Source organism: Phaeobacter sp. S60 (assembly GCF_000826845.1).
Taxonomy (GTDB): Bacteria; Pseudomonadota; Alphaproteobacteria; order Rhodobacterales; family Rhodobacteraceae; genus Phaeobacter; species Phaeobacter piscinae.
On sequence record NZ_JSWJ01000011.1, the window covers coordinates 122,041 to 143,550 of the forward strand.

Below are 21,510 nucleotides of genomic sequence, written 5' to 3' on the forward strand. Positions count from 1 at the left end.
TGCCTCCGGCGGGGATATTTAGGGCCAGAAGATCTGGCTAAGGAGTGTCTGCGGGTCTTATTCGCCGCGAGGAAAGCGGTTGCCGTCCTCAACGTCGTTCAGATCCATATGGTTGCGCATGTAGCGCTCGGATGCTTTTTGCAGCGGCTGGTAGTCCCAAGGGTAATAGCCACCCTGGCGCAGCGCCTCGTAGACAACCCAGCGGCGGGCTTGGCTGGCGCGCACCTCGGCGTCAAAGCGCTCCAGATCCCAACGCGCTTCTGATTTGGCACGTAAGGTCTGCAAGGTGCCAGCGTGGGTCGGGTCACCTGCAAGGTTGTTGAGTTCCTGCGGATCTGCCTCCAGATCGAACAGCTGATCGGGGTCCAGCGCGCAGCGGTTGTATTTCCATTTGCCGTAGCGCAGCGACACCAGCGGCGCATAAGAGGCCTCCGCTGCGTATTCGATGGCGACCGGTTCGCTGCGCTCCGTGCCCATTGCCAGCGGCAGCAGGTTCTGCCCATCGGTCCAGGGTTCGATTTCCGCCATATCCACACCGGCCAGCGCGCCCAGCGTTGGGGTCACGTCCAATGTGGACACCGGCGTCTCGATCAGCCCGGCAGGCAGGTTAGGTGCCGAGATCATCAGCGGCACGCGGGAAGAGCCTTCAAAGAAGCTCATCTTGAACCAAAGCCCCCGCTCGCCCAGCATATCGCCGTGGTCAGAGACAAACAGGATGATCGCCTCCTGCCGGGTGGTTTCCAGCACCTCAAGGATCTCGCCAATCTTGTCATCAAGGTAGGAGATATTGGCGAAATAGGCGCGGCGGGAGCGTTTGATGTCCTCTTGCGAGATGTCAAAGCTGCGCCAGTCATTGGCGTCAAAGATCCGTTTGGAGTGGTTGTCGTGATCGGCGTAGTCCATCGCCGGGACCTGTGGCAGCAGATGCTCGCAATCCTCGTAGAGATCCCAGTATTTTTTGCGCGCCACATAGGGGTCATGCGGATGGGTGAAGCTGACGGTCAGCGCCCAAGGGCGGTCATCCTTGCCGCGCGCCAGATCATAAAGCTTGGCCTTGGCGTGATAGGCGACCTCATCGTCATATTCCATCTGGTTGGAAATCTCTGCCACCCCTGCGCCGGTGACGGATCCCATGTTGTGATACCACCAGTCGATCCGCTCACCCGGTTTGCGATAATCCGGCGTCCAGCCGAAATCGGCCGGGTAGATATCGGTGGTCAGGCGGTCCTCAAACCCGTGCATCTGGTCGGGACCGACGAAATGCATCTTGCCCGACAGGCAGGTGTAGTAGCCCGCGCGCCGCAGGTGATGCGCATAAGTGGGAATATCCGAGCGGAATTCAGCCGCGTTGTCGTAGACGCCGGTGCGCGACGGCAGCTGACCGGACATGAAAGAGGCACGGCCCGGCGCGCAGAGCGGCGAGGCGGTATAGGCATTTTTGAACCGGGTGGAGCGGGCTGCCAGTTTCTTGAGATTGGGCGCATGGAGGAAATCGGCGGGACCATCGGGAAACAGCGTCCCGTTCAACTGGTCAACCATCACGATCAGAATGTTCGGGGCGGTCATCTTTCCAACGTCTCCTCTATCTGTGCACAGCGGCCCTGGGCCCGGTGGTAGCTCGCAACAGGTGGTGTTTTGCGGGCCAGGGGCGTGCGGCACGAAGACCCGATCCTGTCAGATGTTTTATGCGGCGTTGCCGCGAAAGGCCCCGGCCCTGCCAACTGGCGGGCCGGGGCGCCCAGTCTTACTTAGTGGGCTGTTTTGATACGCTCAAAGTCGAGGGTGTTTTCCTCGGGCGAGGTGGTGATCTCCGCAACTTCGCTGCGCTTCTTTGCGAAGATGTAGATCAGGCAGGCGATGTAGATGCCAATCACCACGGTGCCGACCCACTGGATCTGCAGCCACTGGCTCTGGAAGGCCAGGGTCAGGGCAAACAGCGCCACCGCATTGCCAAGCACATAGGGCAGTTTGCCCAGGCGTTCTGCACTGAGGTTCATGTTGTCGGTGTAAAGCCGGATCAGCGAGTCAAACGAGTTGATCACGAACAGGATGCCAACGACCGTCATGGACCAGTTGATCAGACCTGCGGTCGGGATGGTGTTGAGGTGATAGAAGTAAAGCACCGAGAACCACACCGCGAGCGGGATCGACGGGAACACCAGCAGGGCCGCCAGCAGCTGCCATGTGGTCAGGCCGCCAACGAAGCGCGAGGTGAACTGACCAATCATGATCGACCAGGCAAACCACCAGAACAGGTAGAACTCATGATAGTCGGTCAGCGGCAGGACGAATTTGTGGATGTTGGCGAAGTAGCCGCCGATATTGCCAGCGGTGGTGGCAAACTCACCCAGCCCCATGCCTGCATAGGCCCACATGCCGAGGATCAGCGCGAAGAACAGGAAGGTCGAGGTGACCGACAGGATGCGCACATATTTGATATCGGTGGAGGAATAGGCCGCCGCCAGGATCACCAGGAAGCAGATCACATAGAAGGCCGGAATGACCGTCTCGCCGTCGCCGACTTCGGCGATGTAATAAGGCATGTAGATCAGGAACAGCGCGCCGGTGAAGGCACAGGTGGTGATGATCACCAGATTGTTCAGCAGCTTCACAACACCGATCTCAAAGAACTTCACCCGCGGTTCGATGGCGCAAAAGTAGAATGAGGTCAGGAAGTAGAAGGCCCAGATCAGAAAGCCCCAGAAGCCGAATTCAAGCGCCAACGGATTGGTGAACGCATAGGCAGGCTCTGCCGCGGTATCCGCATATAGCGGGTAGTCAAAGGCCAGCGGGAACATGATCAGCCCCACATCCAGACCCGAGGTGAACAGGATTGCGATAAAGGTGAACAATGGCACCGGGGTGACCCCGACAATGCGCATGTTCCACCACTTGATCACGCAGAAAATCACCAGCGCAAAGGCCAGCAAGATCCCGGCTGAGATGATTGTTGTCATACGTCCCTCCCTTGGATGGGCGTTGATCGCCCTTTTGACGTGTGCGGCAGGCATAGCAGAAAAAAGGTCATCTCTAAACCTATTTTTAAATGACCGTTCAAGATCCGGAATCCGCATAACAGGAGTTGAAACACAGAGCGACCTGACGCAAGACTGAGGAATGGGAAGAAAAAGAATTCGCGACATCCGCAATGAAGAGCTGATCGAAGCCACGATCGTCGCCGTTCACCGACGTGGGTATGGTGTTGTTACCATGGCAGAAATCGCGAAGGAGGCCGGGGCCTCCGCGGCCTCGATCAACTATTACTTCGGTTCCAAGGAAGGGCTGATGGAAGCCACGATGCGCCATCTGCTGAACAAGCTGCGCGAGGCAATGATCCGGGGTTATGCCACTGCAAATTGCCCGAAGGAACGTCTTTATGCGGTGATGGATGCCAATTTTGACGATGACTTATTCAGCGTCGCGCAGTGCAGTCTCTGGATGCAGTTCTGGGCCAGCGCGCCCTATTCGCCGCGCCTGTCGCGGCTGCACAGAATCAATCGCAGCCGGGTGCGCAGCCATTTCCTGGCGGAGTTGAATGGCTTGCTGCCGCAGGATCGGGTGGAGACAGCGCGTCACGCCCTGCAATGCTATATGGACGGGGTCTGGCTCCAGGCTGCACAGTCTGAAACACCGCTGGATTCGGCCCAGGCCCGCCGCGCTGCCCACCGGGTGGTGGATCTGGCGTTGAACTGACCACGCCACCGCCGCACCGGGGGTTCCGCCGGTCAGTTCAGGGGCTGATCCTGGCGGTGATAGCGCAGCTCAGTTCCGCGCGGCATGTAGGACAGCACCAGTTCGCCCTCCGTCAGGGAGATGATCCGGTAGCAATGGGTGGGGCCGCCGTCCTCAGCCTGAGCCACCATATAGGGTCCTGTGCCTGAGGCATCATCGCAGGCGGTCTGAACCGACAACAGCTCAGTCATGGTCTCAACCGACCCGTAGAAATTATGCCGCGAGGCCCCTTCAATGATGAACAGATCATAGGCATCCGCCTGCGACACCCATCGGCCAGCCAGATCATCCAACATCAGATCATGCCGGGTCTCTGCGCGCTCTGTCAGGGAATTTAAACTGGCAAAGGTCACGCGATCGCCGGATGTCAGGCTCTCTCCCGACACCCGCACCGGTGTGCCGGGGGCCAAGGCCTGCAGCCGATCGATGATCGCCGGATCTGTCATCCCATCGTTGGTCACGCAGAGCTGCCCTGCCCCCATGACCAATTTGCAGATCACCCGCCCGTCGCCGCTGCGCACCTCGCAGCCCTGAAAGGTTACATCCTGCTCAAACGCAGTATCCGCGGCTGCGACCTCCTCCGGCATCAGCCTTCTGACTGCGTCAGCGCCTACAGGCGCCGGGCGGGAATGGCTGCTCAGTCGCGCCACATAGGCCGAGGCGGCCTGATCGCTGCCAGAGAGTGCAGCAGGCAGCTGAGTATCGATTTTCGCAAAAAATGCGCTGTTGTAGCCACGGATAGCGCAATCCCGATCGCCGTATATGGTGAAATTACCGGGGGCTGTGCAGAATGAAATACGCTCATCCAGAAACTGCCAGTTCTGCGCTTCACTGTGGAAATAATAAAATCGGTTCTTTAGTGGGGCATCAAGCACGCGTTCACAGGTTTCCGGCGAGAGTGACCACCAGCCGTTGGAAATCCAACGTCCATCATCTCGGTAGGCGAGGCTGAGCGTCTGGGGTACAGCAGTGTCGTTGCAAATCTCCAGCCCTGCGTATCCCGGATGGCCCGGCTCTGCCGAACCACGCTGGGCGGCGAGTGCCAGCCCCAGTGGTGCCAGCAGAAACACCAAGATCAGTCGGGCGCGCATGTGTTTCACCTTTGTTTCCGAATCCGTTCGAGGTCCCTAACAGTGCTATGTGACGGTTTTGCAAAATCAGACTTTTGTAGCGAGACTGGCCGGTGTGAGTGCTCGCCGCTTCAGCACCGCCTCCCGCCAGGTGATGAAGCTGACAGCCGCCAGGATCAGGCAGCCGCCGGCGACCACCCAGATATCAACCGCCTCACCGAAGACCAGCGCCCCGAGCAGTGTGGCCCAAAGCAATTGCAAAAACGTTACTGGCTGAGTGACCGTCACCGGTGCCGAGGCGAAGGCCAGTGTCATTGTATAATGTCCAGCGGTGGCAAAGCAGGCGACCGCAAACAGGATCGCCAGTTCCCACAGCGTGGGTGTCACCCAGACCACGGCGGCGAAGGGCGCAAGAAACACCGTCACCCAGATCGACAGCATCGCCACGACCACCACCGGGCTGGTGCCGTCCACGGTGGTCTTGGCCAGAAGATAAGACGCGCCGAAGGCCAGTGCGGTGAACAGCATGGCAATATGGCCTGCCTCCACCTCGCGAAATCCGGGCCGCAGGATGATCAGCGCTCCGAGCAGCGCCACCAGTATGGCCCCGACCCGGCGCAGCGCCATACGTTCCCCCAGAAACAGCGCCGCCCCGATGGAGACATAGATCGGCGAGAGGTAGTTCATCGCCGTGACCTCTGCCAAGGGGATCTGGGTCATAGCAAAAAACCACAGGATCACCCCCAGCGTATGGACAAACCCCCGTGTGGCAAACAACCCCCAGAGGCGTGGTGTCAATTGGCTGCGGCGTAGCGCGCCAATCATCGGCAACAGGAACACCAGCCCCAGCAGATACCGCAAGAACGCAGATTCCGCTGGCGGGACACGGTCGCCGAGGTATTTGACCAGTGCCGTCACCGCAACAAAGCAGAAGCCCGTCATCAGCATCCAGAACACACCTCTCAAGGGTTGGTTGGCGGCAAAGCGTGATGCGGGCGATGGGGTGTCTTGGGGTGTTGAGGTCATGGCGGGCATGAGACCACCGGGGTCGCTGCAGAACAACCCTTCACATATGAAATATCTTCATGCTGGGGCGATGAGTGCGGATTTGGCCGGATAACGCGCAGATCCTCGTGACGGCAGGAGTGAGGAGACAGCCCCTACATCAGCAGCAGTTTGAGCGCGATGGCCCACATGGTCAGACCCACCAGCACATCCAGCACCTGCCATGCCCGGGGTCGGGCAAAGACGGGCGCCAGAAAGCTGGCGCCATAGCCCAGCGTGAAGAAGAACACGAAGCTCGCGACCGCTGCCCCCAAGCCGAACACCAGCGGCTGCGGATATTGCGCCGAGATTGAGCCGAGCAACACCACGGTATCCAGATAGACATGCGGGTTGAGCCAGGTCAGCGCCAGAACCGTTGCCAGCATCGGCCAGAGTGTGACCGGCGCTCCCTGCCGGTCGGCACTGTCCAGATGCGCCCCGCCACGCCAGGCCGCCATCAGGCTGCGCGCGCCATACCACAGCAGAAACGCCGCCCCGCCCAGGCGCATCGCCATCTCAAACCACGGCACCGCCAATGCGAGAGAGCCAAACCCCAGAACACCGGCAGTGATCAACAGCGCATCGGAGCTGGCACACGTAAAGCAGATCCAGAACACATGCTGTCGCCGCAGCCCCTGCCGCAGCACAAAGGCGTTTTGCGCACCAATGGCCATAATGAGGCTGAGGCCAAGAAAGAAACCGGCGATCAGGCTGGGGGGCATGGGGGTATCCTTTGGTGGTGTTTGCGCGGACCGATCTCCGCATCTGCGACTTTGACTACGCCGCCTTAATGCTGTACGCAAATTAATCCGAATAACCTCAATTAAGCAGAGCTAATGAGATTCGATCCCAATCACCTTGCCGCGCTCTCGGCGGTCCTGCGGCTTGGCTCCTTTGAGGCGGCGGCGCAGGCGCTGCTGGTCACGCCCTCAGCGATCTCGCAGCGGATCAAGGCGCTGGAGGATCGGATCGGCAGCAGCTTGGTGCAGCGTGGCAGCCCGTGCCTTGGCACCGAGGCTGGGCTTCGCATTGCCAAACACGCCGAGGATGTGGCCTTGCTGGAAGCGGCTGTGTCAGAGGATCTGCGGCTGGAGCGCGCGCCCGGTGCATCGTGCCTGCGGGTGGCGATCAATGCGGACAGTCTGGCGACCTGGTTTGTTCCGGTGATGGCCGCCTGCGACGGGCTGCTGTTTGATCTGGTGATCGACGATCAGGATCACAGCGCCGACTGGCTGCGCCGGGGCGAGGTTTCGGCGGCGGTGACAGCCCACGCCAAGCCGGTGACAGGCTGCGATGCCCACCCATTGGGAGCGCTGCGCTATATTGCGACGGCGTCACCGGGGTTTCGGGAGCGCTGGTTTGCCAAGGGCGTGACACAAGAGGCCGCAACGCGCGCGCCCTGTCTCATATTTAATGCCAAGGATCAGCTGCAGGGGCGCTGGCTCAGCGCACATGTGGGCAGCGGGATCGCACCGCCCGCCCATTTCCTGCCGTCCAGTCAGGCCTTTGTCGATGCCGCATTGGCAGGCGTGGGCTGGGGGATGAACCCCGAACAGCTGGCCGCACCTTACCTGACGGCAGAGCAGCTCTGCCCGCTGATCCCGGACACCCCGCTGGATGTGCCATTGACCTGGCAGGTGAGCCGGGTACTGGCCCCGGCCCTTGCCGATGTGACCCGTGCCGTGCTCATATCAGCACGTCGGCATCTGACGCCGATGTAACCACCGGGGGCACGGCAGTGCCAGAGGATCACGACACCAGCAAAACGAACGGCAGGTTTTCCAGCCTGAGAACCAACCCCGCCCGCACCTCGCCAAAACGGCTGCGCATTCTGACACTGGGGCGAAGCTTTCTATGGCAGCTGGTTCTGCCAAGGATCGTGGTGCTGCTGACATGGGCACTGTTGAATACGGTCGTGGTGCTGCCGATACGGTTGCTTTATGCGCTGGTTCTGATCGACGCGCTGCTGCTGTTGTGGCAGGCGCGGTGCTTCCTGCGCAGTGCCGATGCCCATATCCGCGACACCGGACATCTGGCGCCGGTCTGGGGTGGATATCTGGCCATTCTCTTTGCCGGCTTTGCCACCGTAACCCTGTGGTGGGACGCGGTGCTGATCGCGACGACCCCGGTTGAGCCGGATTATGCCGAGCAGGAACGGCTGGCGCGTGAGGCGCTTTATGACTTGTCGATCACCCCGGATGGGCGGCGGCTGGTCTTTGTCGGGGAAATCCCGCATGGGCTGACCCGCCGCGTGGCGGCGATGATGGCAGAGGCCCCGGCCCTGCGTGAGGTCGCCCTGAGCGGTCCGGGCGGGCTGATCTATGAGGCACGCGGTGTGGCCCGGCTGATCCGGGACCGGGCGCTGGACACGGTGGCGGAGGGCACCTGCGCCTCTGCCTGCACGCTGATCTTCGCGGCGGGGCAACAGCGCAGGCTGGCCGATCAGGGCGTCTTGGGGTTTCACGCCTATGCGCTGAATTTCCCCGGTGGGTTGCCACAGGTGGATCTGGGCCGCGAACAGGCCCGCGACCGGGCGTTCCTGATCGAACAGGGCATCAGCGCAGGGTTTGCCGACCGGCTTTTTGCCACCGCGAGCAATGACCTGTGGATGCCCGACGCGGATGAGCTGCGACGGGAAGGCGTGCTGACGCAGCCCTGATCGTCTCAGATCAACTCAGGGCCTTGGTCATGCGGTAGTTGTGAAGCCCGACGCCCCGGCGTTCGATCTCGCGGCGCCCCTCGTCAGTAAAACCCTGCCGGATGAAAAACCGCTTCGCGGCCTCGCTTGCCTCAACATATAGGCTGCTCAGCCCCAGATCCCGCGCCTGCGCCTCCAACTGCTGATAAAGTGCAAGGCCGACGCCGGTGCCCGCCACATCTGGGTGACAGTAGAAACAATCGATATGGCCATCCCGCTCCAGCTCGATAAAGCCCTGCGGCTGATCGGCGGCATTCACCGCGACAAAGACAAAGCGCCCGTCATCTGCGCGGCCCTGCCACACCTCCGCCGGGGCCGGTTCCGGGCTCCAGGCGGCGCATTGCTCCGGGCTGTAGTCCCGTGCACTCACACCATGCACGGCAGTGTGAAAGATCTGCGCCAGCGCTGCGGCATCTTCGGCGCGGAAACCTCTGATTTTCATCGTTTTATCCTTATGCGGCTTGGACCCAAGGGGACTGCGCAGACGAAAAGACCCGCCAGTCCGGCGGGCCTGAGGTTCTTAGCCCTGTTCAGTCTGGGCTAGCGTTTTACAGCTGCTCCATCACCTCATCCGAGGCTTCGAAGTTGGTGGTGACCCGCTGCACGTCATCATCGTCTTCCAGTGCATCCACCAGCTTCATCAGCTTCTGCATGCCTTCGAGATCCAGCTCGGTGGTGGTGGTGGGCTTCCACACCAGCTTGGTCGAGTCGGACTCGCCCAGTTCACCTTCCAGCGCGTTGGACACCTCGTTGAGGTCGGTATCGGCGCAGTAGATGATGTGGCCATCTTCGGAACTGTCGACATCTTCGGCGCCCGCTTCAATCGCAGCCATCATCACAGTGTCCGCATCGCCGACCGTTGCCGGGTAAGTCACCTCGCCCTTGCGGTCGAACATAAAGCCGACGGAGCCGGTCTCGCCGAGGTTGCCGCCGTTCTTGGAGAAGGTGGAGCGCACGGTGGAAGCGGTGCGGTTGCGGTTGTCGGTCATGGCTTCGACGATGACGGCCACACCATTCGGGCCATAGCCCTCATAGCGGATTTCTTCGTAATCATCGCCTTCACCGGCAGTGGATTTCTTGATCGCGCGGTCAATCACATCCTTGGGGACGGATTGGCTCTTGGCTTCCTTCACCGCCAGACGCAGACGCGGGTTTTTCTCAGGATCGGGGTCGCCCATTTTGGCGGCGACGGTGATTTCCTTGGAGAGTTTCGAGAACAATTTCGACCGCGCGGCGTCCTGACGGCCCTTGCGGTGCTGGATATTCGCCCATTTGGAATGGCCTGCCATGGTGCATCCTTGCTGCTTCAATTTCGATCTGGCGCCCATATAGCCCCGACATGTGGGGGCTTTCAAGCGCCCCATATGCACCCTGCCCCTACCAGCGCTGCCGGATCCTAGGCACGCGCCACGACAGAAGGGTGCATTGCGACGGTTGCCCCACCCGCCCCAGCGGCTAGAGTGGCGCCATGACATTTGACCAGACCGTTTTATTCGCCCTCTTTGCCGCTGTCTTTGGCCTGCTGCTTTGGGGAAAGTATCGCTATGATATCGTAGCGTTTTCAGCGCTAATGGTGGCGGTGGTTCTGGGCGTGGTGCCCGCCAGCGAGGCCTTTGCGGGGTTTGGCCACCCGGCCACATTGGTGGTGGCGCTTGTGCTGGTGGTCTCGGCCGGGCTGGTGCGGTCGGGCGCGGTGTTTCTGATCACCCGCACGCTGGTGGACAGCAGCCGCAATCTGGGCGCACATATCACGCTGATGGGCGGGATCGGCGCGGTTCTGTCAGCTTTCATGAACAATGTCGCTGCGCTGGCGCTGCTGATGCCAGTGGACATCCAGACCGCGCGCAAGGCCGGACGCACACCGGGGATGAGCCTGATGCCGCTATCCTTTGCCACCATCTTAGGCGGTATGGCGACGCTGATCGGGACGCCCCCCAATATCATCATTGCCTCAATCCGCGAAGAAACCTTGGGAGAACCGTTCCGGATGTTCGACTTTGCCCCGGTGGGCGGGATTGCGGCGCTGGCGGGGTTGCTGTTTGTCGCGCTGATCGGCTGGCGCCTGATCCCGCTACGCCAGAATGCGGCGGGCGCGTCAGAGGCACAGCTGTCCCAGTATATTGCCGAGCTGACGGTGCCCGAAGGCTCCGAAATGATCGGCCAGCGGCTGGGAGAATTCGACAAAGAAGCGGAGAAAGCCGATGTCGCCATTCTGGGGCTGATCCGCGACGGGAAGCGGCTTTATGGGCGGGCGGCAGGTCAGCTGTTACGGGCCGGTGACGCTCTGGTGCTGGAGGCCACGCCGGAAGCGCTGGATGAGTTTCGCAGCGCCGCCTCCCTCGATTTTGCCGATGCCGCGCGCCAGGAGAAACTGGCGGCCGCAGGCGATGGACTTGAACTGGTTGAGGTGGTGGTGCCGGAAACCGCCCGTATCAAGGGGCGCAGCGCGCAGGCGCTGGGGCTGGCCTGGCGGCAGAACACGGTTCTGATGGGGCTGGCGCGGCAGGGTCGCCGCCTGACCCGCCATATCCGCCAGGAACAGATTGAGGCCGGGGATATCCTGCTGCTGCTCTGCCCGCGCGATCGCGGCGCCGATGTCACCGAGTGGCTGGGCTGCCTGCCGCTGGCCGAGCGTGGCCTGTCGGTAACCGCCAATGACAAGACCTGGCTGGCGATTGGTCTCTTTGCGGGGGCGGTGCTCGCGGCCTCGCTGGGGATTATCTATCTGCCGATTGCGCTGGGGCTGGTGGTGGTGGCCTATGTGTTGACCAAGATCCTGCCGCTGGCGGAATTATATGACCACATTGAATGGCCGGTGGTTGTGCTGCTGGGATCCATGATCCCATTGGGGGCAGCCTTAGACAGCGCCGGTGGGACGGCTCTGATTGCTGAAAGCCTGCTTACACTGACCAATGGGATGCCCGCCTGGGCCATTCTGACGGTATTGATGGTGGTCACCATGACGCTGTCGGATGTGCTGAACAACACCGCCACAGCCATTGTTGCAGCCCCTGTCGGCATCCAGATGGCCAATGGCCTTGGGGTGTCACCTGATCCGTTCCTGATGGCAGTGGCGGTCGCGGCCTCCGCAGCCTTCCTCACCCCTATCGGGCATAAGAACAACACGCTGGTGCTGGGTCCCGGCGGCTATCAGTTTGGCGATTACTGGCGCATTGGCCTGCCGCTTGAGGTGTTGATCATCGCCGTTTCTATCCCGTCAATCTTGCTGTTCTGGCCGCTCTGAACCAGCTGTTCAACCCGAATATGACCCAACGGCAGGGCGCGCAGGGTTTGCGCCTGTACCCTCTGCACGCTTAGGCTGATCCCACCACGGGGACCAACAGCGGAGGCACGCCATGGGACAGGTGACGGACAACAGCGCAGATGTGATCATTATCGGCGCCGGACTAGCCGGACTGGTGGCGGCAGCCGAACTGGGCGACCGGGGCAAGCGGGTGATCCTGCTGGATCAGGAGCCTGCGCATTTCCTGGGCGGTCAGGCGCATTGGAGCCTTGGTGGGTTGTTCATGATCGACACACCGGAGCAGCGCCGCATGGGCATTCGCGACTGCCCCGATCTGGCGCGGCGCGACTGGTTCGGCAGCGCCCAGTTTGATCGCCCCGAGGATCACTGGCCGCAACGCTGGGCGCGGGCCTATCTGGAGTTTGCCAGTGGCGAAATGCGGGCCTGGCTGCACGGGCTGGGGATGCGCTGGTTTCCGGTGGTGGGCTGGGCCGAACGCGGCGGCGGCGATGGCGAAGGCCACGGCAATTCAGTGCCGCGCTTTCACCTCACCTGGGGGACCGGACCCGGAGTGGTCGCCCCCTTTGCCGCGCGGGTTGAGGCCCATATTGAGGCTGGTCTGATCCAGCCGCGGTTTCGCCATCAGGTCAGCCATATCATCACTCAGGGCGGCATCGTCAAAGGTGTCTCCGGCGAGGTTCTGGCCGCAGATGAGGCCCCGCAGGGCGCACGCACCAATCGGCAGGAAATCGGCGAGTTTGAGGTCTATGCGCCGTCGGTGCTGGTCGCCTCTGGCGGGATTGGTGGCAATCTGGATGCGGTGCGCAAGAACTGGCCGGTGGAGCGGCTCGGCCCGGCGCCGCGCCGCATGGTGTCGGGTGTGCCCTTTCACGTGGATGGCCGCATGATCCCCATCGCGGAGGCCGCTGGCGGCCATGTCATCAATGCCGACCGGATGTGGCACTACACTGAAGGGCTGCGCAACTGGGATCCAATCTGGCCCAACCACGGCATTCGCATTCTGCCGGGGCCTTCGTCGATGTGGTTTGACGCCAAAGGCGACCGCCTGCCCGCGCCTTACCTGCCGGGATTTGACACGCTGGGCACCCTGCGCGAAATCCTGAAGACCGGGCAGGATTACAGTTGGTTCATCCTGAGCCAGAAGATCATCCAAAAGGAATTTGCCCTGTCGGGGTCGGAGCAGAACCCGGATCTGACCTCCGGCAAATGGGGCGAGGTGCTGCGCGCGCGGCTGTTGTCGCGGGGCAAGGCCCCGGCCCCGGTGGAGGCGTTCAAGAAACATGGTGCGGATTTCGTCGTCGCCGACACGCTAAGCGATCTGGTCAAGGGCATGAACGAATTGGGGGAGCTGCCGTTGGAGGAAAGCCATTTGCGCCGGCAGATTGAGGCGCGGGATGCACAGGCGGACAATCCCTTTGCCAAGGATGCGCAGCTGATTGCGATCAATGCCGCGCGCAACTACCGGGGCGATCGTCTGATCCGCACCGCCAAGCCGCACCGCCTGCTGGACCGCGCCAATGGGCCGTTGATTGCAGTACGCCTGAACATCCTGACGCGCAAGTCTCTGGGCGGCCTGCAGACCAATCTCGACGGGCAGCTGATCGGCGCCGATGGCGCCACGGTGCCGGGGTTGTTTGCTGCCGGAGAGGTCGCCGGTTTTGGCGGTGGCGGCTATCACGGCTATAACGCGCTGGAGGGCAGTTTCCTTGGTGGGTGTCTGTTTACCGGTCGCCAAGCCGGGCAATCACGTGCGATTGCCTGAACTGGCATGAATCATGGTTAACAGAAACTTACCGGTCGCTGTTAAAGTGGCCAGAAGACCGGGATCAGGATGGATGCCAAGAGGCCAACGCTAAAGTTCAACGGAATGCCCACGCGCAGGAAGTCGGTGAATTTATATCCGCCCGGACCGTAGACCAGCATGTTGGTCTGATAGCCAATCGGTGTCGCAAAGGAGGCTGAGGCCGCCACCATCACCGCCACCACAAGGGGGCGTGGATCAATGCCCATGGCCTGCGCCAGCCCAACCGCGATCGGGGTCACCACCACAGCCACGGCATTGTTGGAGACCAGCTCTGTCAGGATCGAGGTCAGCAGATAGACCGCCCAGACCAGAAGAAACGGCGGCAGGACCGAGAGTGACGGCGCAATGGCGTCCACAATGAGCCGCACAGCGCCAGAGCTTTCAAGTGCGGCGCCGATGGCCAGCATGGCAAAGATCAGCGTGAGCAGGCGACCGTCGACAAAAGAAAACGCCTCATCCGCATCAATGCAGCGGGTGATCAGCACCAGTGAGACGGCCAGGACCGACAGCATCAGGATCGGAGCCACACCCAGAGCCGCAAGAAGCACGATGCCGATCAACGCGACAATGGCAATGGGCGCGTGGCGACGGCGGTAGGCGCGCACAGAGGGCTGCGACACCGCCGCCATATCCATATCTGCCGCAAGGCGCTGAATATCCTCGGTGTTGCCCTCCAGGAGCAGGGTATCGCCCACCCGCACCACCAGATCCTCCAGCTGGACGCCGATGTTCTGGTTCCGACGATGCACCGCCAGCGTATAAACACCGTAGCGACGACGCAGGCGCATCGCGCCGAGCGAGCGGCCCACCATGCGGCAGCCGGGGGTGATCAGCACCTCAACGGTTTCGGTTTCCACGGTGGAGACCTGATCGACGCGCTTCAGCTCCTTGTTGCGTTGCAGGCTGAGGAGTTCGGTCATCTGGGTGCGCAGGACCACCCGGTCACCGACCTGCAGCTCCACGCCTTTGAGCGCGTTGCGCAGCGAGATATCGCCGCGAATGACATCGATCAGCCGCACGCCGGGGCGTTTGAACAATTGCACGCCGGTGACCTCGCGCCCGATCAGGTTGCTGTCCGGGGGGATCACCGCCTCGGTGAAGAATTTCATCCGCGAGCGGTCGCTGAGCAAGCTGGCCATGCTGCTGCGGTCCGGCAACAGGCGCGGTGCGACGAAGCGCAGGTAGATCATGCCCCAGATCACCAGAATGATGCCCAGCGGCGTGACCTCGAAAATAGTGAAAGGCGCCAGCCCCTGCGCCCGTGCAACCCCGTCAACCAGCAGGTTCGTAGAGGTGCCGATCAGCGTAAGCGTGCCACCCAGGATGGCTGCATAACTCAGCGGGATCAGCATCTTGGAGGCCGAAACCTTCATCGTGCGGGCGATCTGGATAAACACAGGGATCATTACCACAACCACCGGCGTGTTCGACACAACGGCAGAGGCGGCAACGACAAAGACCATCAAGAGCGCGATGGCCAGCTTCGGGCTGACCTCCGCCTGCTTGCGCGCCTGTGCGGTAAACGCATCCAGTGCCCCGGTGCGCACCAAGGCCCCCATGATGATGAACATGGCCGCAATGGTCCAGGGCGCCGGATTTGACAACACCGGCAGCGCCGCCTGATAGGGCAGCACGCCCGTTGCCAGCATCACGGACACTCCCGCCAGCGCCACCACCTCGGTCGGGAAGGTTTCCCGCAGGAAGGCTGCAAACATCGCCGCCACGATCAGCAGTGTCAGAACCGCGCCGCCGGTCTCGCCAAGGGGTAGAAACTGCATCAAGGGTAACGACATCCATGAGGTTGAAAGATCAGTCATCGGTGACCTGCAAGACCGGCTGGAACCGCATCAGACAGCGCACGGCCCAAGCGAGTGAACCTGATCCCGCCACCCGAGGCAAGTGTTTCGCGGTGCAACCGGTTGGCATGTCCTGATTTACCGGCTGTTTGCGAACAGGGTTTGGGTTTTGCGCATATAGGCAGGCAAGTATCCCCCTGCCCTGCGTGTATTTTTGCGGAGCCAGGCACGTTGCGAGCCTCCCGAGACAAAGCCAGCGTCAGGGCGCGGCCTCTTCCAGCAAGCCACCCACCCGGATCATGCGGATCGATTTCGCCGCACCGGTGCGATCATCGGTGTCCACAAAAACGCCGGAGAGCGTTGCTGGCCCTTCGGCGGGGGTGAAGCGGTTCTTGGGCATGCCGGTCAGGAAACGGCGCATCGGTTCGGATTTCTCCATCCCGATCACGGAGTTATAGTCGCCGCACATGCCGGCATCTGTCAGATACCCGGTCCCGCCAGACAGGATCTGGGCATCGGCCGTTGGCACATGGGTATGGGTGCCCACCACCAGCGAGGCGCGGCCGTTACAGAAATGCCCCATGGCCATCTTCTCAGACGTGGCTTCGCAGTGCATGTCCACGATCACCGCCTGCGCCAGACCGCCACGTGGATGCGATTTCAGCACCGCCTCCACCGCACCAAAGGGATCATCATAGGCGCGTTTCATGAACACCTGCCCCAGCGCCTGAACCACCAGCACCTTGCGCCCGCCGGGGGCGTTGAACAACCGGTAGCCGCGCCCCGGTGCGTTTTTGGCAAAATTCAGTGGCCGGATAATGCGCGGCTCTTTCTCGATGGCCTGCAACATGTCCTTTTGGTCAAAGGCATGGTCGCCAAGGGTCAGACAATCGGCCCCCGCATCCAGCAGCGCCTTGGCATGATCGCCATTCAGCCCCATGCCATTGGACGCATTCTCGCCATTGACCACGACAAAATCCAGTCGCCAGTCCTTGCGCATCTGCGGGAGGTGTTCGGAAATGGCCTTGCGTCCCGCACGGCCCATGACATCGCCAAGAAATAATAGTCGCATCCGGGCGTGGTACGCCGTTGCACGGCTCAGGACAAGGCCCGCGTTGATGGACCAAAACTTTTTGAAAAGTGTTGCCCAGATTTTTTCAAAAATCTGAGCGATCAGCCGCAGCGCTATCGGCTGAACTGCAACACCCGGCTTTCGGTGATCAGCATATCCAGCGGCTGATCCGTTGGTTCCAGTGGTAGGTCGTCCGCCTCCTGAGCGTCAAAAGCAAACCCAATGGCCAATGTCGCGCGTTTGCCGCGCAGCAGTTCCAAGGTGCGGTCATAAAAGCCGCCCCCATAGCCAAGCCGCCCGCCCCGCGCATCAAAGGCGACCAGCGGCACAATCAGGATCTCGGGTTCAAAATATTCATCCACCTCGGGCACCTTGGCGCCAAAGGGACCGTCGCGCAGCGCGCCCTCCGGCTGCCAGCGACTGAATTTCAGCGGTGTCTCCTTGGCCTGAATCACTGGCACCCCAACCGGACCATGGGCCGCCGCCTCAGCCATCGCAGGGCGCGGGTCAATCTCCGTGCGGATCGGCATGTAACCTGAGAGCGGCACACCGCGATATCCGGCCAGCACCTCGGACAGATGGCCCGCAACCCCCGGCTTGTTCATCTCATATGCGGCCTTGCGGCGCTGGAAGGCAGCTTTGCGGGCGTCGGCCTTGATCCGGGTGAGGTCATCCATGAAAGCGATCCTGTCAGAACGAAAGACACCGCCCGCACCGGCGGGCAGCAAAAACGGCGAAGGTCAGAGCAACATCGCCCCGGCCAGCCCAAGAAAGGCAAAAAACCCGACGATATCCGTGACCGTCGTCACAAAGGCGCCGGAGGCCAGCGCCGGATCGACGCCGATTTTTTCCAGAATAATCGGCACCACGGTTCCCGCCAGCCCCGCGACGACAAGATTGATCACCATAGCGACGGCAATCACCACGCCCAGCACGGGTGAGCCGAACCACAAGATCCCCACCACGCCCATGATCAGGGCAAAGGCAAGGCCGTTGACCAGCCCCACCAGAACTTCCCGCCGGATCACCCGCCAGACGTTGGATCCGGTGAGGTCGCGGGTCGCCAGCGCGCGCACCGCCACCGTTAACGATTGCGTGCCAGCATTGCCACCCATGGAGGCCACGATCGGCATCAGCACCGCCAGCGCCACAAATTCGGCAATCGTCGCCTCAAACTGGGCAATCACCAGCGAGGCCAGAATTGCGGTGGCAAGGTTCACCGCCAGCCAGGGAAAGCGCTGCTTCGTCGTGGCCATCACCCGGTCAGCAAGGCTGCCCTCGCCGACCCCCGCGAGGCGCAGGATGTCTTCTTCGTGCTCTTCGTCCAGCACCACCATGGCATCATCCATGGTGATGACGCCCACCAGCCGTCCCTCATCATCGACCACGGGGGCTGAGATCAGGTGGTACTGGTTGAAGGCATAGGCCACATCTTCCTCGTCCTGATCGGCAGGGATGATCTGAAAGGTCTCCTCGACGATGTCACCCAGCGGCACCTCCCGTTTGGAGGACATGATGCGGCCAAGCGTGACATTGCCGACGGGGTGTAGCCGAGGATCGACCAGAACGACATGGTAGAACTGATCCGGGAGATGATCGGATTCCCGCATGAAATCAATTGCCTGCCCGACCGTCCAGTGGTCGGGTGCCATCACCACCTCGCGCTGCATCAGTCGGCCGGCGGAGTTCTCAGGATAGCTCAGCGATTGTTCAACCGCGACCCGGTCCGCATCTTCCAGCGTGTTGAGAATGGCCTCCTGCTGCGGCTCTTCCAGATCCTCCAGCAGGTCAACAACGTCATCGCTTTCAAGATCACGCACCGCCTCAGCCAAAACCTGCGGGGCAAGCTGTGAGATCACCTCTTCGCGGATGCTCTCATCCAGTTCCGACAGGATCTCACCGTCGAATTCGCGGTCGTACAGCCGGATCAGCTGGCCCCGGTCAAAGGCGCTGATCTGTTCCAGAAGGTCAGCAATATCCGCTGCGTGCAGCGGCTCCATCAGCGCGGTCAGCTGCGCCTGATCCGCGGCCTCCACCGCCTCGAGGATCTGGCCGACCCGTTTGCGGTCCAGCTCATAGGCATCCTCGGACGCGGGGTCGACTGGCTCCTGGTGGTCGTCTGCAATCATCTGAGGCCCCTTTTTCGCGGTTGCTTCTGGAATAAAAGAAGCAGTTACCGAAAAACAATGACAATGACGTAATTTACCGCCGATGATGCTGCGCGTATCCTGTGGACCGCAGTTTGGCAAGAAAGGACCGCGTCTTATGCAGGCAGACTATATCTTACGAGGACAGGTTCTTTCGTTTACAGACACCCCCTTTGGTGGCGACAGCCCTGAGGCTGCGGCTGACCTGCATGAGGCGGTCGCCATCGGTGGTGGCAAGGTGCTGGAGCTGGGCGCATGGGAGGGCCTGCGCAAGGCCCACCCGGCGGCAGAGCTGGTGGACCACGACGACCGGCTGATCCTTGCGGGGTTTGTCGATGCCCATGTGCATTTCCCCCAGACCGCGATTATTGCCAGCTGGGGCAAACGGCTGATTGACTGGCTGAACAGCTATACCTTCCCCGAGGAGATGCGGTTTGGCGATCGGTCTTATGCTGATGAGATCGCCGGGCGTTATCTGGATCTGACCCGCTCCAATGGCACCACCACCATGTGCAGCTATTGCACCATCCATCCCGAAAGCGTGGATGCGTTTTTCACCGCCGCGCAGGCGCGGGGTCAACGGGTCGTCGCGGGCAAGACCTGCATGGATCGCAACGCCCCGGACGGGCTGCGCGACACCGCGCAATCGGCCCATGACGACAGTGCGGCGCTGATTGCGCGCTGGCATGGGGTTGACCGGCTGTCTTATGCGATCACGCCACGGTTCTCTCCCACCTCGACACCCGAACAGCTGGAGGCCATGGGCGCGCTTTGGGCCGATCATCCGGACTGCCTGATGCAGACCCATCTGAGCGAGCAAACGGATGAGATTGCCTGGGTGAAGTCGCTCTTCCCCAAGGCCCGCGATTATCTGGACACCTATGAGCAATTTGGCCTGTTGGGCGCACGCGGCCTTTATGGTCATGCCATCCATCTGGAAGACCGCGAACGTGCCCGGCTGCGCGAGGTTGGCGCGGCGCTGGTGCATTGCCCGACCTCCAACACCTTCATCGGATCAGGCCTGTTCGACATGGCCGGACTGATGGCTGAGGGGCAACGGATTGGCCTGGCTACGGACACTGGCGGCGGCTCAAGTTTTTCGATGCTGCGCACCATGGCGGCGGCCTATGAGGTTGGTCAGCTGCGCGGCACGCCGCTGCATGCCGCGCAGTTGCTATGGCTTGCGACGCAAGGCTCGGCCCGCGCGCTGCATATGGGAGACCAGATCGGCAATATCGCCCCCGGCATGGAGGCGGATCTGGTGGTGCTGGATCTGGCCTCAACCCCTGCCATTGCGCAGCGCAGCGCCGGGGCGAAAGACCTCTGGGAGGCGGTTTTTGCCACCATCATGATGGGCGATGACCGGGCGGTTGCGGAGGTCTGGATCAACGGCGCACGCGACTGAAGCCCGTCGCGACATGAGGACAAAGCGAGGGAGGCGCTGACGCGCCTCTGCCTCCGGCGGGATATTTGGCGCCAGAAGCTGGGCGGAGCGCCGTTGCCCGGTTTGGCCAGTTGCGTCAGGCCAGCTGCATGAGACGTGTGGTGGCTTTTTGGTGCCGTTCCAGGAGCCCTGGCAGATCCATGGTCGCCAAGGTGCCGTCGCGGATGATCTGACGCCCCTCAACGAAGAGATGTTTCACCTGTGCAGGCCCTGCCAGCAACAGGGCCGCCGGATCCCAGCTGCCGCTTGAGGCCACGCCAGTGACATCCCAGATGGCGATATCGGCGCGTTTGCCCACCGCAAGCTGCCCCACATCGGGCCGTCCCAGCACCTCTGCCCCGCCGCGCGTGGCGATTTCCAGTGCCTCATAGGCGCTCATGGCATCGGCGCCCTGCGCGACCCGCTGCAGCAGCATCGCCTGACGTGCCTCACTGATCAGGCTGGCCATATCATTGCTGGCCGATCCATCCACCCCCAGCCCAACGGGTACCCGCGCATCGCGCATGGCGCGCAGCGGCGCGATACCGCTGCCCAGCCGACAATTGGAACAGGGGCAATGGGCCACACCGGTACGGGTCCGGGCGAAGAGATCAATCTCCTCAGCGTCCAGTTTCACACAATGGGCGTGCCAGACGTCAGGGCCGGTCCAGCCCAGATCCTCGGCGTATTGGCCGGGTCGGCAGCCGAACTGCGCAAGGGAATAGGCGATATCTTCGTCATTTTCGGCCAGATGAGTGTGCAGCATGACGCCCTTGTCCCGCGCCAGAAGGGCGCTGTCCCGCATCAGCTCGCGGCTGACGGAAAACGGCGAACAGGGCGCCAATGCGACCCGGCACATCGACCCTTCAGCGGCATCATGGAACCGGTCCACCACCCGGATCATATCGTCAAGAATGGCGCGTTCATCCTCAACCAGGCTGTCCGGCGGCAGGCCCCCCGCGCTTTCGCCGATGCTCATGGCGCCACGGGCCGGCTGGAAGCGCAGGCCGATATCGCCAGCCGCCTCAATCGTGTCCTCAAGCCTGCTGCCGTTGGGATAGAGGTAGAGATGATCAGAGGTGAGCGAGCAGCCCGAGAAGGCCAGCTCCGCCAAGCCTAGCTGGGCGGAGACATGGATATCATCCGGCGTGAAGGCGGACCAGATCGGGTAGAGCCGTTTCAGCCAGCCAAACAGCAACGCATCCTGCGCGCCGGGCACCGCGCGGGTGAGGTTCTGGTAGAGATGGTGGTGGGTATTCACGAGGCCGGGCGTCACCACGCAGCCGCGGCCGCTGATCCGCTCACCTGTGGTGCTGAGATCACTGCCAATCTCAGCAATAATCCCGTCACGCAGGCGCAGATCCACAGCCGACAGCTGGCGGCGCTGATCATCCATTGTCAGCGCGATATCAATATTTTGAATCAGAATCTCAGGCACAGGTCACACTCCATCAGGCCG

Annotated in this window: 18 protein-coding genes; 6 read left to right on the forward strand and 12 right to left on the reverse strand. The window is 61.9% G+C overall.

What is annotated here, in order from left to right; translation table 11 throughout:
• Positions 1-57 precede the first annotated feature (57 nt).
• On the reverse strand, positions 58-1,566 hold the full coding sequence (gene betC, locus OO25_RS10560; RefSeq protein ID WP_040180033.1) for a choline-sulfatase: 1,509 nt from the start codon (positions 1,564-1,566) through the stop codon (positions 58-60).
• Positions 1,567-1,748: 182 nt separating this feature from the next.
• Positions 1,749-2,957 (reverse strand): BCCT family transporter, encoded by a 1,209-nt coding sequence (locus OO25_RS10565; protein ID WP_040180034.1) that lies wholly within the window; start codon positions 2,955-2,957, stop codon positions 1,749-1,751.
• A gap of 160 nt (positions 2,958-3,117) precedes the next feature.
• Here OO25_RS10565 and betI point away from each other — a divergent pair, with 160 nt between their 5' ends.
• Positions 3,118-3,693, forward strand: a complete 576-nt coding sequence (gene betI / locus OO25_RS10570; RefSeq protein ID WP_040170425.1) for a transcriptional regulator BetI — start codon at positions 3,118-3,120, stop codon at positions 3,691-3,693.
• A gap of 32 nt (positions 3,694-3,725) precedes the next feature.
• Here betI and OO25_RS10575 read toward each other — a convergent pair whose 3' ends face one another.
• The 3 genes from OO25_RS10575 to OO25_RS10585 form a co-directional block, all read right to left on the reverse strand.
• A complete protein-coding gene (locus OO25_RS10575; protein WP_040180035.1) occupies positions 3,726-4,823 on the reverse strand; it encodes a DUF1036 domain-containing protein in 1,098 nt (365 codons plus the stop codon).
• A gap of 66 nt (positions 4,824-4,889) precedes the next feature.
• Positions 4,890-5,828, reverse strand: coding sequence for a DMT family transporter (locus OO25_RS10580; RefSeq protein WP_082035330.1), 939 nt, complete (start codon positions 5,826-5,828; stop codon positions 4,890-4,892).
• A 134-nt stretch (positions 5,829-5,962) separates the two neighbouring features.
• Positions 5,963-6,568 (reverse strand): LysE/ArgO family amino acid transporter, encoded by a 606-nt coding sequence (locus OO25_RS10585; RefSeq protein WP_040180037.1) that lies wholly within the window; start codon positions 6,566-6,568, stop codon positions 5,963-5,965.
• A 114-nt stretch (positions 6,569-6,682) separates the two neighbouring features.
• Between OO25_RS10585 and OO25_RS10590 the strand changes: the two genes are divergently transcribed.
• Entirely contained in the window at positions 6,683-7,567 is an 885-nt protein-coding gene (locus tag OO25_RS10590) for a LysR family transcriptional regulator ArgP (protein WP_040180040.1), read from the forward strand.
• Between the two features lie 17 nt (positions 7,568-7,584).
• On the forward strand, positions 7,585-8,505 hold the full coding sequence (locus OO25_RS10595; RefSeq protein WP_052465654.1) for a hypothetical protein: 921 nt from the start codon (positions 7,585-7,587) through the stop codon (positions 8,503-8,505).
• 10 nt (positions 8,506-8,515) lie between these two features.
• Here the strand turns inward: OO25_RS10595 and OO25_RS10600 are convergent, their stop codons facing one another.
• Together OO25_RS10600 and OO25_RS10605 are read right to left on the reverse strand one after the other, a co-directional pair.
• Positions 8,516-8,986, reverse strand: coding sequence for a GNAT family N-acetyltransferase (locus OO25_RS10600; RefSeq protein ID WP_040180041.1), 471 nt, complete (start codon positions 8,984-8,986; stop codon positions 8,516-8,518).
• A 106-nt stretch (positions 8,987-9,092) separates the two neighbouring features.
• Positions 9,093-9,833, reverse strand: a complete 741-nt coding sequence (locus OO25_RS10605; RefSeq protein WP_024096685.1) for a YebC/PmpR family DNA-binding transcriptional regulator — start codon at positions 9,831-9,833, stop codon at positions 9,093-9,095.
• A 179-nt stretch (positions 9,834-10,012) separates the two neighbouring features.
• On the opposite strand from OO25_RS10605, the gene OO25_RS10610 reads away from it, so the two are divergent.
• On the forward strand, positions 10,013-11,788 hold the full coding sequence (locus OO25_RS10610) for an SLC13 family permease (protein ID WP_040180042.1): 1,776 nt from the start codon (positions 10,013-10,015) through the stop codon (positions 11,786-11,788).
• A gap of 112 nt (positions 11,789-11,900) precedes the next feature.
• A complete protein-coding gene (locus OO25_RS10615; RefSeq protein ID WP_040180043.1) occupies positions 11,901-13,571 on the forward strand; it encodes an FAD-binding dehydrogenase in 1,671 nt (556 codons plus the stop codon).
• Positions 13,572-13,612: 41 nt separating this feature from the next.
• On the opposite strand, the gene OO25_RS10620 is transcribed toward OO25_RS10615, so the two are convergent.
• The 4 genes from OO25_RS10620 to mgtE form a co-directional block, all read right to left on the reverse strand.
• Positions 13,613-15,391, reverse strand: coding sequence for an SLC13 family permease (locus OO25_RS10620; protein WP_040180045.1), 1,779 nt, complete (start codon positions 15,389-15,391; stop codon positions 13,613-13,615).
• Between the two features lie 277 nt (positions 15,392-15,668).
• Positions 15,669-16,481: a TIGR00282 family metallophosphoesterase gene (locus OO25_RS10625; RefSeq protein ID WP_040180046.1), complete on the reverse strand. Its 813-nt coding sequence runs from the start codon at positions 16,479-16,481 to the stop codon at positions 15,669-15,671.
• Between the two features lie 113 nt (positions 16,482-16,594).
• Entirely contained in the window at positions 16,595-17,158 is a 564-nt protein-coding gene (locus tag OO25_RS10630; RefSeq protein WP_040180049.1) for a 5-formyltetrahydrofolate cyclo-ligase, read from the reverse strand.
• Positions 17,159-17,221: 63 nt separating this feature from the next.
• The gene (mgtE, locus tag OO25_RS10635; protein ID WP_040170408.1) at positions 17,222-18,610 is read right to left on the reverse strand and encodes a magnesium transporter; all 1,389 of its coding nucleotides are present in this window, start codon (positions 18,608-18,610) and stop codon (positions 17,222-17,224) included.
• A gap of 136 nt (positions 18,611-18,746) precedes the next feature.
• Between mgtE and guaD the strand changes: the two genes are divergently transcribed.
• The gene (gene guaD / locus OO25_RS10640) at positions 18,747-20,033 is read left to right on the forward strand and encodes a guanine deaminase (protein WP_040180293.1); all 1,287 of its coding nucleotides are present in this window, start codon (positions 18,747-18,749) and stop codon (positions 20,031-20,033) included.
• Positions 20,034-20,148: 115 nt separating this feature from the next.
• Here guaD and OO25_RS10645 read toward each other — a convergent pair whose 3' ends face one another.
• Positions 20,149-21,489 carry an 8-oxoguanine deaminase gene (locus tag OO25_RS10645; protein ID WP_040180051.1) on the reverse strand — a complete coding sequence of 447 codons (1,341 nt, stop codon included), beginning with the start codon at positions 21,487-21,489 and terminating at the stop codon, positions 20,149-20,151.
• Between the last annotated feature and the right edge of the window lie 21 nt (positions 21,490-21,510).

Coding starts and splice junctions, on each gene's coding strand:
- betC (WP_040180033.1), bottom strand. CDS start 1,566: ATGACCGCCCCGAACATTCTGATCGTGATGGTTGACCAGTTGAACGGG.
- OO25_RS10565 (WP_040180034.1), bottom strand. CDS start 2,957: ATGACAACAATCATCTCAGCCGGGATCTTGCTGGCCTTTGCGCTGGTG.
- betI (WP_040170425.1), top strand. CDS start 3,118: ATGGGAAGAAAAAGAATTCGCGACATCCGCAATGAAGAGCTGATCGAA.
- OO25_RS10575 (WP_040180035.1), bottom strand. CDS start 4,823: ATGCGCGCCCGACTGATCTTGGTGTTTCTGCTGGCACCACTGGGGCTG.
- OO25_RS10580 (WP_082035330.1), bottom strand. CDS start 5,828: ATGACCTCAACACCCCAAGACACCCCATCGCCCGCATCACGCTTTGCC.
- OO25_RS10585 (WP_040180037.1), bottom strand. CDS start 6,568: ATGCCCCCCAGCCTGATCGCCGGTTTCTTTCTTGGCCTCAGCCTCATT.
- OO25_RS10590 (WP_040180040.1), top strand. CDS start 6,683: ATGAGATTCGATCCCAATCACCTTGCCGCGCTCTCGGCGGTCCTGCGG.
- OO25_RS10600 (WP_040180041.1), bottom strand. CDS start 8,986: ATGAAAATCAGAGGTTTCCGCGCCGAAGATGCCGCAGCGCTGGCGCAG.
- OO25_RS10605 (WP_024096685.1), bottom strand. CDS start 9,833: ATGGCAGGCCATTCCAAATGGGCGAATATCCAGCACCGCAAGGGCCGT.
- OO25_RS10610 (WP_040180042.1), top strand. CDS start 10,013: ATGACATTTGACCAGACCGTTTTATTCGCCCTCTTTGCCGCTGTCTTT.
- OO25_RS10615 (WP_040180043.1), top strand. CDS start 11,901: ATGGGACAGGTGACGGACAACAGCGCAGATGTGATCATTATCGGCGCC.
- OO25_RS10620 (WP_040180045.1), bottom strand. CDS start 15,391: ATGCAGTTTCTACCCCTTGGCGAGACCGGCGGCGCGGTTCTGACACTG.
- OO25_RS10625 (WP_040180046.1), bottom strand. CDS start 16,481: ATGCGACTATTATTTCTTGGCGATGTCATGGGCCGTGCGGGACGCAAG.
- OO25_RS10630 (WP_040180049.1), bottom strand. CDS start 17,158: ATGGATGACCTCACCCGGATCAAGGCCGACGCCCGCAAAGCTGCCTTC.
- mgtE (WP_040170408.1), bottom strand. CDS start 18,610: ATGATTGCAGACGACCACCAGGAGCCAGTCGACCCCGCGTCCGAGGAT.
- guaD (WP_040180293.1), top strand. CDS start 18,747: ATGCAGGCAGACTATATCTTACGAGGACAGGTTCTTTCGTTTACAGAC.